This is a genomic window from Streptomyces alboflavus, assembly GCF_000716675.1.
GTDB lineage: Bacteria > Actinomycetota > Actinomycetes > Streptomycetales > Streptomycetaceae > Streptomyces > Streptomyces alboflavus.
Genome location: NZ_JNXT01000114.1, coordinates 1 through 12,223, shown reverse-complemented (window position 1 = coordinate 12,223; position 12,223 = coordinate 1). Strand labels below are relative to the sequence as shown.

General features: G+C 73.0%; 9 protein-coding genes and 1 pseudogene. 6 read left to right on the top strand and 4 right to left on the bottom strand.

Annotation, left to right across the window (positions count from 1 at the left end; all coding sequences use genetic code 11):
* Window positions 1-276 precede the first annotated feature (276 nt).
* The 5 genes and pseudogenes from OO63_RS47670 to OO63_RS40580 all read left to right on the top strand — a co-directional run.
* Window positions 277-705: pseudogene (locus OO63_RS47670) on the top strand (single-stranded DNA-binding protein); the annotation flags it as partial.
* Window positions 706-1,194: 489 nt separating this feature from the next.
* Entirely contained in the window at window positions 1,195-2,721 is a 1,527-nt protein-coding gene (locus OO63_RS40595; RefSeq protein ID WP_234311256.1) for an LAETG motif-containing sortase-dependent surface protein, read from the top strand.
* Window positions 2,722-2,950: 229 nt separating this feature from the next.
* On the top strand, window positions 2,951-4,615 hold the full coding sequence (gene ettA, locus OO63_RS40590; RefSeq protein ID WP_030359915.1) for an energy-dependent translational throttle protein EttA: 1,665 nt from the start codon (window positions 2,951-2,953) through the stop codon (window positions 4,613-4,615).
* 1 nt (window position 4,616) lies between these two features.
* Entirely contained in the window at window positions 4,617-5,090 is a 474-nt protein-coding gene (locus OO63_RS40585) for an acyl-CoA thioesterase (protein ID WP_030359914.1), read from the top strand.
* The gene (locus tag OO63_RS40580; protein ID WP_030359913.1) at window positions 5,087-5,773 is read left to right on the top strand and encodes a DUF8185 domain-containing protein; all 687 of its coding nucleotides are present in this window, start codon (window positions 5,087-5,089) and stop codon (window positions 5,771-5,773) included. Before OO63_RS40585 ends, OO63_RS40580 begins: the two co-directional genes overlap by 4 nt.
* Before the next feature lie 112 nt (window positions 5,774-5,885).
* Here the strand turns inward: OO63_RS40580 and OO63_RS40575 are convergent, their stop codons facing one another.
* Window positions 5,886-6,290 carry a globin gene (locus tag OO63_RS40575; RefSeq protein WP_030359912.1) on the bottom strand — a complete coding sequence of 135 codons (405 nt, stop codon included), beginning with the start codon at window positions 6,288-6,290 and terminating at the stop codon, window positions 5,886-5,888.
* An 85-nt stretch (window positions 6,291-6,375) separates the two neighbouring features.
* On the opposite strand from OO63_RS40575, the gene OO63_RS40570 reads away from it, so the two are divergent.
* Window positions 6,376-7,374: a methyltransferase domain-containing protein gene (locus tag OO63_RS40570; RefSeq protein WP_030359911.1), complete on the top strand. Its 999-nt coding sequence runs from the start codon at window positions 6,376-6,378 to the stop codon at window positions 7,372-7,374.
* A gap of 51 nt (window positions 7,375-7,425) precedes the next feature.
* Here OO63_RS40570 and OO63_RS43020 read toward each other — a convergent pair whose 3' ends face one another.
* The 3 genes from OO63_RS43020 to OO63_RS40550 all read right to left on the bottom strand — a co-directional run.
* Entirely contained in the window at window positions 7,426-9,549 is a 2,124-nt protein-coding gene (locus OO63_RS43020; protein ID WP_078619675.1) for an FHA domain-containing protein, read from the bottom strand.
* Between the two features lie 128 nt (window positions 9,550-9,677).
* A complete protein-coding gene (locus OO63_RS40555; RefSeq protein ID WP_030359910.1) occupies window positions 9,678-11,021 on the bottom strand; it encodes a vWA domain-containing protein in 1,344 nt (447 codons plus the stop codon).
* Window positions 11,022-11,189: 168 nt separating this feature from the next.
* The coding region (locus tag OO63_RS40550) for a PP2C family protein-serine/threonine phosphatase (RefSeq protein WP_051811780.1) at window positions 11,190-12,223 on the bottom strand (1,034 nt) is incomplete at its 5' end.

Sequence of the window (12,223 nt, the reverse complement as noted above, 5' to 3'; positions counted from 1 at the left end):
GGGTGGGGCAGGCGGAGCCCGAGGCGTGGGGCGCGGGGCCCGAGGCCTGGGGTGCGAGGGAAGCGGAAGGGCCCCGTCGGGTGACGGAGTTGTCCACAACCGGCCGGTAGGACACAGGGCTCAGCGGGCTCGGTCCGGCCGGTGCAACCTGAGATCGCGGCAGCCCGCCGACCCCGACGCCGGAGCGCGAAGGGGAGGCGGAGGCAGGCGGCCGCGGACTCAGACGTGGGCGTGCGGGACGGGCCCGCACGTGTGTGGACGTAGGGAGGGGTCGGCATGAACGACACGATGGTGACGGTGGTGGGGAACGTGGCGACGACGCCGGTGTTCAGGGAGCTGCCGTCCGGACCGGTGACACGCTTTCGGATCGCGGTCACGGCACGGCACTTCGACCGCTCGCGCAACGCGTGGGCGGACGGGCACACCAACTTCTTCACGGTGTGGGCCTGGCGGGCGCTCGGCGTCAATGTGCAGGGTTCGCTCGCGATCGGCGAACCGGTCATCGTGCAGGGCAGGTTGAGGGTGCGGGACGAGGAGCGGGGCGGGCAGCACTTCCGGTCGGTCGACATCGACGCCCAGTCCATCGGGCACGACCTCGCCCGCGGGACGTCCGCGTTCCGGCGTGCGCGCAGGTCGATGGACTCCGTGGTGAGGGAGCGAAGTGCCGGGCCGGGGACGGAGGATGAGCCGGAGTTCGAGTTCCCCACGCAGCCCGGGGCCCGGGACCGCGCACACGCCAAGGCCCAGCAGGAGGCGCGGGCGCGGATGGGGCCCGGGGTGGAGCAGCGGACCAAGTCGGGGACGGAGCCGGGCGGTGAACCGGAGGGCGCGGCGGAAGGCGTCCAGGAGGCGGAGTTGGAGCGGGATCCGGCCCCCGTCGGCTGACCCGCGCCGCACGGCCGGACAAACACCCGATCTAGCCACCGATCCCCTAACCGGAACCATGGATTTGTCGATATGCCCAGCTCAGAAGGGGCGTTGTCGATAACAATTCCGATTCGGATCGGTTGCCTGACGGTGCTACTGGGAACGGCGATGCGTCGCTTCCTTAGGATGCCGGGCGTGGCTCCGTAAGGCGGTTGAGGCCTGAGCGGGGCGGTCGGCAGGTGAGTCTGCTCGGTTGAATCTGCTGGCGGGACCAGTCCCCCCATGTGAATTGGGTCCCGCTCGGAGGGGATTTCTGTGTTTTCTGCGTTGTCAGCGTGTCGGGCACTCAGGGCGTTCGCGATATCGCCCGCGCGCGGCCGCGGCGCGGCCCGCGTCGCCGCTGCGACGGTCGCGTCCGGCCTGGTCGTGGCCGGAGTGACGGTCACCGCGCCCGCGGCCGCCGCGGTGGACGCCCCGCAGCAACGGGGCGGGGCGAGCGCGACCCTCGGCGGCCTGAAGACGTACGGCCAGGCGGTCGTCCGCGAGGACGGCGAGAGCCAGAGAATCCCCGCCGGCCTCTTCGAGATGTCCGTGGACAACGGCGGCACGCTGCAGACGTACTGCATCGACCTGCACAACCCCACGCAGAAGGACGCCAAGTACCAGGAGACCCCCTGGAGCGGTACGTCCCTGAACGGCAACGCGCACGCGGGCAAGATCCGTTGGATCCTGCAGCACTCCTACCCCCGGGTGAACAACCTCGCCCAGCTCGCGCGGCAGTCGGGCGCGGGCACGCTCACCGAGAAGTCGGCCGCGGCCGGCACCCAGGTGGCGATCTGGCGGTACTCGGAGAGCCTGGGCAAGGGGAAGTCCCGCACGGCGGACAAGGCGGGCGGGCCGAGCGCGGCGGGTGAAGCGGCGAAGCCGCGCAGGACCAGGGTCGAGGCCGTCGATCCGCGGGCCGAGAAGCTCGCGGACTATCTGGAGCGCAGCGCGCGGAACAGCCCCGAGCCGAAGGCGTCGCTGACGCTGGAGCCCGCGGCCGTCTCGGGGAACGCGGGCAAGCGCCTCGGCCCGGTGACCGTGCGGACCGACGCGGAGAGCGTGACCGTCACGCCGCCCGCGGACTCGGCGAGCGGGGTGAAGATCGTCGGCAAGGACGGCAAGAAGGTCAAGACGGCCCGTGACGGCAGCCGGCTGTTCTTCGACGTGCCGAAGGGCACCCCGGACGGTACCGCCGCGCTCGAGGTGCAGGCGGCGACGACCGTGCCGGTCGGGCGGGCCTTCACCTCCGAGACCCGCAGCCAGACACAGATACTCGCGGGCTCCAGCGAGTCCACGGTGTCCGCCGCGGCGACGGCGCACTGGGCGGAGAAGGGCGCGATACCCGCGCTGTCCGCGGAGAAGAACTGCGCCAAGAACGGCGTGGACATCACGGCGAGCAACAAGGGGGACGCGGCGTTCACCTTCAGCCTGATGCGGTTCAAGCACACCATCAAGGCCGGTGAGCGGCGGACGGTGACGATACCGCTGCAGGAGGACCAGCCCTACGACTTCACGATCATGGGACCCGGCGGTTTCGAGAAGCGGTTCAAGGGGGTGCTCGACTGCCGGACCGAGGGCAGCGCGGTCGCCGTCGGCGGCAAGGCGCAGCCCGTGTCGGACCCGAGCCCCGCGTCGGCGGGCGGCACGAGCGGCGGCGGCGACCTCGCGGAGACCGGCGGGTCGAACGCGACACCGCTGATAGCCGCCATCGCGGTGGTGCTGGTCGTGGTCGGCGGCGGCGCGGTCTTCTTCCTGCGCAGGAAGAAGGACCCGGCGGAGGCCGCGGAGGCTCCGTCGTCCGAGGAGTGAGCGGCGCCGGCCCGTCCATGGCCCGTCCATGGGCCGTGGGAGGGCACGCGAGGGCGGGCCGGAAGTGTTCGACGGCGGGCGGGGCCTACGCTTGGTGACTGATCAACTACCCAGGTGGGCGTGGAAGGGCCAGGTCACGGGGTCCTCGTGATACTGGTTTCTTCCGGGGGGTGGCTGTACGGCAAGATGGGGTGTATCTGCCCACACACTGATTGCCGGACGGTTTCTCTTGGCTGAGTACATCTACACCATGCGCAAGACGCGCAAGGCGCACGGCGACAAGGTGATCCTCGATGACGTCACCTTGAGCTTCCTTCCTGGCGCGAAGATCGGTGTCGTGGGTCCCAACGGCGCTGGTAAGTCCACGGTGCTGAAGATCATGGCCGGGCTCGAGCAGCCGTCGAACGGTGACGCGTTCCTCTCGCCCGGGTTCACCGTCGGCATCCTCATGCAGGAGCCGCAGCTCGACGAGTCCAAGACGGTCCTGGAGAACGTGCAGGACGGCGCCGCCGAGATCATGGGCAAGCTCAAGCGCTTCAACGAGGTCGCCGAGCTCATGGCGACCGACTACTCGGACGCGCTCATGGAGGAGATGGGCAAGCTCCAGGAGGACCTGGACCACGCCAACGCGTGGGACCTGGACGCCCAGCTCGAGCAGGCCATGGACGCGCTCGGCTGCCCGCCCGGCGACTGGCCCGTCGTGAACCTCTCCGGTGGTGAGAAGCGCCGCGTCGCGCTCTGCAAGCTCCTCATCGAGGCGCCCGACCTGCTGCTCCTCGACGAGCCCACCAACCACCTCGACGCCGAGTCGGTGAACTGGCTGGAGCAGCACCTGTCCAAGTACTCCGGCGCCGTCGTCGCGGTCACTCACGACCGATACTTCCTGGACAACGTGGCCGAGTGGATCCTTGAGCTGGACCGCGGCCGCGCGCACCCCTACGAGGGCAACTACTCCACGTACCTGGAGAAGAAGGCCACGCGTCTCAAGGTCGAGGGGCAGAAGGACGCCAAGCGTGCGAAGCGTCTGAAGGAAGAGCTCGAGTGGGTGCGGTCCAACGCCAAGGGGCGTCAGGCCAAGTCCAAGGCGCGTCTGGCGCGCTACGAGGAGATGGCCGCCGAGGCGGACAAGATGCGGAAGCTGGACTTCGAGGAGATCCAGATCCCGCCGGGCCCGCGCCTGGGCTCGATCGTCGTCGAGGTCGAGAACCTGTCGAAGGCCTTCGGCGACAAGGTCCTGGTCGACGACCTGAGCTTCACGCTGCCGCGCAACGGCATCGTCGGCATCATCGGTCCGAACGGCGCGGGCAAGACCACGCTGTTCAAGATGATCCAGGGCCTGGAGACGCCGGACTCCGGCAAGATCAAGGTCGGCGACACGGTCAAGATCTCCTACGTCGACCAGAGCCGCGCCAACATCGACCCGAAGAAGACGCTGTGGGCCGTGGTGAGCGACGAGCTCGACTACATCAACGTCGGTCAGGTCGAGATGCCCTCGCGCGCGTATGTGAGCGCCTTCGGCTTCAAGGGCCCGGACCAGCAGAAGCCCGCCGGGGTGCTCTCCGGCGGTGAGCGCAACCGCCTGAACCTGGCGCTGACCCTCAAGGAGGGCGGCAACCTGCTCCTCCTCGACGAGCCGACGAACGACCTGGACGTCGAGACCCTGTCCTCGCTGGAGAACGCGCTCCTGGAGTTCCCGGGCGCGGCCGTGGTCATCTCCCACGACCGCTGGTTCCTGGACCGCGTCGCCACGCACATCCTGGCGTACGAGGGCGACTCCAAGTGGTACTGGTTCGAGGGCAACTTCGAGTCGTACGAGAAGAACAAGATCGAGCGGCTCGGTCCGGACGCGGCCCGTCCGCACCGCGCCACGTACAAGAAGCTCACGCGGGGCTGACATGGCGCGCCACATCTACAGCTGCCCGCTGCGGTGGTCGGACATGGATGCCTTCGGGCACGTCAACAACGCCGTCTTCCTGCGGTACTTGGAAGAGGCGCGGATCGACTTCATGTTCCGGCTCTCGTCCGACGACGGCGGACCGTCGTTCTCGGGCGGCTCCGTGGTGGCGCGCCACGAGATCGACTACCTGCGGCCGTTGGTGCACCGGCACGAGCCGGTCACCATCGAGTCGTGGGTGACGAAGATCGGGGCCGCGTCGCTGACGATCTCGTACGAGATAAAGGAGCCCGAGGCGGGCGGGCAGGTGTACGTGCGGGCGTCGACGATCGTCGTCCCGTTCGACCTGCGGGCCCAGCGGCCGCGGCGGATCACCGCCGAGGAGCGGGCCGTCCTCGAGGAGTACCGTCCCGAGGACACGGCGGGCGCGGCGGGTGGCCGGCGCGCGGGCGGTGCGGGGGCGCTTGTCGCATGACCGTGCGACTGGACTTCGTCGACGCCGGGGAGGCGGTGGATCTCACCGCCTTCCTGGCGCGGCTCGTCCACTACGACAAGGCGGCCGCGGTGCGGCTGCAGGCCGCGGGGGACACCCTCGCGGTGTTCGGGCGGCCGCCGTCGTTCGAGGTGCTCGCGATTCGCACGGCGCGCCTCGCGAAGCCGTACGAGTACGGGCTCGACACCTCGCTCGACGTGACCGTCTCCGCGGGGGAGTTCCTGGAGGCCGTGGCGCAGGCGGGGGAAGCCGTGGAGACCGCGGGGACGGCCATCGTGCCGGACGCGGTCACCGGGCCGCCGTGGGCCGGGGTGCTGCCGCCCCGTGGCGGGTGGCGGCAGGTGCCCGGGTTGCCTTCGGCGGCGGATGTGCGGGGTCTGGTGCGGGACGCTGTCGCTGAGTTCCGGGGGCGGGTCGAGGAGTTGGCGCCCGAGCGCCGGGTCCGGGCCGAGCTGGATCTTGTGGGGCGGGAGATCTGGTCCCGGGTGGTGCCGGGGACCGAGTTGCCCGTGCGGGCCGCGCACGCCGCGCAGTCGCTGGGGTTCTTGCGGGGCGATGCCCTGGACCTGCTGTCGGCTGGGCCGTGGCTGCGGCTTCGGACGCCCTTTGGATCTGTCGCGGTGCGCCAGGCCGGCGTGGGGGCGCTCACCGTCACGCCGACCTGAAGCTGACCGTCGGCCGTGGCTGTGCCCACCCGTTCCGCCCTGCGGAACGCCTGCCCACAGGCTAGAGGCGATCAAGGGTGATGGCTTCGCCGAGGGCAGGCGGGCGAGGCGGTCAGCCCGGGGTGTTGACCATGGAGGCCGCCGCGTACGTCAGGTAGTTCCAGAGGGTGCGCTCGTGTTCCTCGGAGAGGTCGAGGGCGTCGACGGCGGTGCGCATGTGCTTGAGCCAGGCGTCGTGGGCTTCCCTGTTGACCGTGAAGGGCGCGTGGCGCATGCGCAGGCGGGGGTGGCCGCGGTTGTCGCTGTAGGTGCGGGGGCCGCCCCAGTACTGCATCAGGAACAGGGCGAGGCGTTCCTCGGCCGGGCCCAGGTCCTCCTCCGGGTACATCGGCCGGAGCAGCGGGTCCTGTGCGACTCCCTGGTAGAAGTGGTGCACCAGGCGCCTGAAGGTCTCCTCGCCGCCGACCTGTTCGTAGAAGGTCTGCTCCTGAAGCGTGCCGCGCGGGATCTCATTCACTCCTCCATGGTCTCAGACGCGACGGACGAGGACGGAAGGCTTAGGACCACTCGCATCGAGCGGCCCGGGGCAGCACAGTGGGGGTATGGGTGCGAGGGCTCCACTTGCTGACGAACCCGGGGGATCCGACCCCGTCCGGGCGGCCGAGGCACGGGCCGGTCTGGTGCGGGAGATCGAGGCCGGCGGGGCCTGGGACGACGACCCTGCCTGGCGGGAGGCGTTCCAGGCGGTGCCGCGGCACCTGTTCGTGCCGTACTACTACGTGAGCACGGGCGGCGGGTACGAGCGGATGTGGGGCGAGGACCCCGACCCGGTGCGGCGGGGGCGGTGGCTGCGCGGGGCGTATGCGGACGCGCCCCTTGCCACACGGGTACGGGACGGGGAGCTGGTCTCGTCCAGCAGCCAGCCCTCGCTGATGGCGAAGATGCTCGTCGAGCTGGAGATCGGGGACGGGGCGCCGCACGACGTCCTGGAGATCGGCGCCGGTACGGGCTACAACGCGGCGCTGCTCGCGCACCGGCTCGGCGACGAGCACGTCACCACGATCGACCTCGACCCGGAGATCACCGAGTCCGCGCGGCGGCATCTGACGGCCGCCGGGTACCGGCCGGTCGTCGCGACCGGCGACGGCGCCGCGGGCTGTCCGCGCCGGGCGCCCTTCGACCGGATCATCGCCACGTGCACGCTCAGCTCGGTGCCGCGGGCCTGGCTCGCGCAGTGTCGACCCGGCGCGCGGATCCTCGCGCCCCTCGCGACCGGCCTGATCGCGCTGCGGGTCACGGACGCCGAGCACGCGGAGGGGCGGTTCCTGCACACGCCCGCGTACTTCGTGCCGCTGCGCGGCGGCAGCGCGCCCGCGCGGCCCGACCAGCACATCGGCGGGCTGCCGCGCCGGGCGCTGCAGAGCGAGCTGTTCCGGTTCCTGCTCGAACTCACGGCGGGCAGCCTCGACCCGCACGAGGCGCTCGCGCTGTGGCAGCGGGAGCGGCGGCCGGTGCGGGAACGGTTCGGGGTGACGGTCAGCGGGCCGTACGCGTGGGCGTGGCTGGACGACCCGGAAGGGCCGTACGCCTGGCCGCTGTGACGGCGGCGGGCGTACGGCCCTTCGGTGGTGCGGGTGAGCCTTCCGGCGGGGTCAGTCCCGGCGGACGGTGATCGTCGTCCAGGCGCCGACGTGCACGCGGTCGCCGTCCTGGAGCGGGATCGGGACGAAGGGCTGGATGGGCTCCTCGCCGTTGTTGACCGTGGTGCCGTTGGTCGAGTTCTGGTCGACGACCGCCCAGCCGCCGTCCGGCTGCTGGACCAGGACCGCGTGCTGGTGCGATACGCCCGGGTCCTCCGGCGGCACCGACAGGTCGATGTCGGGGGTGTCGCCGGTGGAGTGGCGGCGGCGGCCGATCGTGATCTGGTTGCCGATCAGCGGACGCTGCTGCTCCGGGGAGTACGCGGGCAGGTTCAGGCCCGCGGCCTCGGGGCCGCTGCGCTGCATCATCGCCATGAAGTAGTCACGGTCGGGGCCGATGGTCGCGGTCCAGGAACCGGGTCCCGTCGGCTGGGGCTGACCGCCCTGGCCGGGGTAGCCCTGCGGGGGCTGCTGGGCCGGGGCGCCGGGGCCACCGGGACCGCCCGGGCCGCCGGGGTGACCCTGGCCGGGCGCGGAGCCCGAGGGCGGGGAGAGGACCCAGTCGTCCCCGCCGCCGAAGGAGGGCGCGCCGGGGCCACCGGGGCCCGCGCCGGGTCCACCGGGTCCGCCAGGTCCACCGGGGCCGCCCTGGCCGGGCGGGGGCGGCGGGCCCTGCGGGGCGCCCGTCTCCTGCGGGAACGCGGGGGGTGCGGGCGGGCCCTGCTGCTGGAACGCCTGCGGGGCGCCGGGTCCGTTCGGCCCGCCGGGGCCGCCGGGGCCCGCGCCGGGTCCACCGGGTCCGTTCGGTCCGGGCGCGGAGCCCGGGTCGCCGGGGGCGCCGCCGTTGCCGAACGGCGGGATCGGCTCGGCGGGGCGGTTCATCTGCGAGGGCCGGGAGCCCTGGTAGCCGAACGGGTCCTGGCCGGGGCCGGGGGACTGCTGGCCGGTCGGGGAGGTGGTGCCGGGGCCGTTGGGGCCGCCGGGGCCACCCGGGCCGCCGGGAGCACCTGGGCCGCCAGGTCCACCGGGGCCGCCCGGAGCGCCGGGGCCCGGCGGGGGCGGGGGAGGGCCCTGCTGGAACTGCTGGGAGGGGTTGGGGGCGCCAGGAGCACCCGGGCCGCCGGGACCGCCCGGGCCGGGCCCACCAGGACCGCCGTGCGCACCGGGACCGGGCCCACCGGGGCCGTCGAATCCACCGGGACCGTCGAACCCACCGGGTCGGCCGGGACCGCCAGGCTGGCCGGGACCACCCGGACCACCGGGACCGTCGAACCCACCAGGTCGGCCGGGCTCACCGGGACCACCCGGACCACCCGGACCATTGGGCCCACCGGGCTGCCCGGGACCCTGCGGCGGGTAGCCGTACCCACCGGGACCGCCGGGACCAGGCCCACCGGCACCGGGACCCCCAGGCTGGCCGGGTCCACCGTTCTGACCGGGACCACCAGGCTGCCCCGGACCTTGCGGCGGGTAGCCGTACCCACCGGGACCGCCGGGACCAGGACCCCCGGGCTGCCCAGGGCCACCGGGCTGCCCCGGACCACCGGGCTGACCGGGACCCTGCTGCGGGTACCCGTACCCACCAGGACCGGCACCGGGCCCACCGGCACCCGGCCCACGCCCACCAAAGCCAGGACCGCCGGGCCCGCCCGGACCACCGGGTCCACCCGGGCCACCGGCACCGGGCCCACCAGGCCCACCGGGCCCAGGCATCCCCGGCCCACCAGGCCCACCTGGACCACCGGGCCGCCCCGCCCCACCCGTGGGCAGCGGCGGATTAGGCGCGGCAGGCGTGTACGACGTCGCCGTACCCGTGAGGAAGTTCCACCGGCACTCCTCGCAGAACGGCGCGTTGGCCTCGCGGGGCGTGCGGCACTGCGGGCAGAGCTCGGGCTCGGGCCCGAGGTCCGGCACCGCGGAGAGGTGCGAGCGGCCGGGCTGACCGGGGCCGCCGGGCTGGCCGGGGCCACCAGGACCACTGGGCTGGCCGGGGCCGCCGGGGCCCTGCGGCTGGCCGTAGCCGGCGGCCGGGGGCGGTGGCGGAGGCGGCGGTGGTACGGCACCGGCCATGCGGTGACCGCAGACCTCGCACCAGTCGTCGGAACCCGACTGGTGTCCGTTCGGGCAGGTCGGCATGTCGGCGCTTCCCCCTCTCCTTCTCCGGCCCGTGGGCCGCGTGCACTGGCGTTCTTCCGGTACTGACAGGGCGTACGCGGGGCGTACTCGGCGTACGGGACGCCGTCCGGACGCCGAGGGACGCCCTGCTACTTCTTCACGCGGACCGTTTTCGTCGAGCGCGTCTCGAGTGTCATCTCGTCCGCCTCGGCGACCCGCGCCTTCAATCGAACAGTACCTGTCGCGGCGTCGACCACGTCCACCACCTTGGAAAGGAGCTTGGCGGTGTCCGCGTTGCCGGATGCGCTCGCGAGCTGAACGGCCCGGCCCAGTTTGGCCGTTGCTCCGTCGTAATCGCCCGATTTGCGGGCGTCGAGGCCCTGCTGGATGACCTGGGCCAGTTCCGCCTGGCCCGTGTAGTGCGCGACCTGCGGATTGATGGAGGTGGACGCCGCCATGTCGTCCGTCCAGACGGCCCGGACCAGGCCCTGGGACAGGGTCTGCACGGTGCCGTCGGCGGCCGGGACGACGAGCGATACGCGGGCGGCGAGCATCTCCTGGCCGAGCTCGGCGCCGGGGACGCGTACACAGACGTGGTAGTCGCGGGACTCGTCGCCCCAGGAGCCGGTGGGATAGTCACCCGCACGGGGTCCCGCCTCGGTGCGGCGGTCGGTCAACTCCTCGACCGTGGGTGCCACTTGCTTCACGAACACGATCTCCACGCCCATGGGGGTCCACAGCCGCAGACTGACGTCGGCGACCTCCTTGCCCATGGCCGACTCCATCATCTGCGTGAAGTCGGCGGCGAGGCCCGCGGGGTCGGCGACGATGTCGGCGGTGCCGAGCAGCGCCGAGGCGATGCCTGTGACCTCTTTCACTTCCCAGTCGGTGCCGACGCCGCGCGCGTCACAGGTGAACCGGCCCGCGCAGGCGTCGAGGGAGGCGCGCAGGTCCTCCGGTGACTCGTGTTCGTTGCGGCCGTCGGTGAGCAGGATGCCGTGTCTGATGGAGACGTCGGCGGAGGCGAGGAGGCGGTCGGCGAGGCGCAGCCAGGTGCCGATGGCGGTGCCGCCGCCCGCGCTGAGCTTGCGCAGGGCCTCCTTGGCCTGGGCGCGGGTCCCCGGGCCCGCGACGGCGAGGCGGCCGCCGCCGGGGTAGACCTCCGTGGCGACGTGGGTGCCGCCGACGACGGCGAAGTGCACGCCGTCGCGCAGGGCGTCGATCGCGGCGGCGGTGGCGTCGCGGGCGCCGCGCATCTTCGTCGGCGGGTAGTCCATGGATCCTGAGCAGTCGACCATGATCGCGACCGCGGCGTCGGGGCCGTCGCCCACCGCGTACAGATGGGGCGCGCCGACCGCGGCGCCGATCGTGCCGCCGCCGGTCGAGGTGACCGTGGCGATCGCGTTGACCTCACGGCCGCCCTCGGGCAGGTACTCGTTCTGGTAGACGTCGACGGTGAACTGCGGAACGTTCGACTTGGAGAAATTGGCCATGGACGTTGCTCCCCCCTAGGACTTCTATCCACAGAACTTCTATCCACCGGGCTCGGATCTGCCGGCCCGCCGCGGTGCCCGCGCGTGCGGATGGTGCCGGTGTCGCGGGTGGCGCGAAAGGCACCGGGAGACCGACCGGCCGGCCGCGCGGCGCGGTCCCCGTCCGCGCTAGGCCGATCCTGCCCCCTGCGGCGGGGCGGGGAACGGCAGGACCGCCACTGTTACGTTGTCGTGGCCCCCGCCGTCGAGCGCGTGGCCCACGAGCACCTGGGCGCTGTGCAGCGGCCGTCGGGCGGCGTCGAGGGGAACGGCGCGGGCCATCTCCTCGGCCGCCTCCGCGTAGTTCCACAGGCCGTCCGTGCACACCACCACCACACCCGGGCGGTCCGGCTTGAAGGAAGCGGTGTGCGGCTCCAGTTCGTACGCGTCGGCGCCGAGCCAGCCCGTGATGGCGTGCGCCCGCTCGTCCGCGTACGCCTCGGCCTCGCTCATCAGGCCCGCGGCGACCATCTGGGCGGCCCAGGAGTCGTCCTCGGTGAGGCGGGCGGCGGGGCCCGAGCGGTCGACCGGCACCCAGTAGACACGGCTGTCGCCGACCCAGCCGACGACGAGCAGGCCGCCCGCGACGACGGCGCCGACGAGGGTGCAGGCGGGCGCGTTCTGGTGCGGGCTGTGCTCGCGGGCGCCGGCGGGTTCGTCGGCGAGCGCGTTCACGGCCTCGGCGGCGGCGACGATCGCCTCGTGCATGGCCTGCTGCGGGTGGGTGCCGCGCGGCAGGGCGGCCCGGAGGGTGGCGTCGGCGGCGCGGGACGCGGCCATGGAGGCCTCGTCGGGGCGGGTCGCCGAGGAGACGCCGTCGCAGACGACGGCGATGACGGCGGGCGAGCCGTCGGGCAGCGCGGCCGCGGAGATCGCGAACGCGTCCTCGTTGCGGTGGTGGCGCAGGCCCCGGTCGCTGACGGCGGCGACCGCGTCCAGTTGCTGCTCCATGTGGTCGCGCTCGCGCGGCTGGGCGTGCCCGCAGTTCTCGCAGTAGCCGTCGGGGGCGACGTGCCCGGAGCGGCAGGCGACGCAGAGTTTCGTTCCCGCGGGCGGGGTGGGCGCCTCGGGGGCGGCTGTGGGCTGTGGCGCGGGGGCCGGGGGTGGGGGGGGCGGGGGGGCGGCTGCGGCGGGCTGAGGTGCGGGGGCCGGAGGTGCGGGAG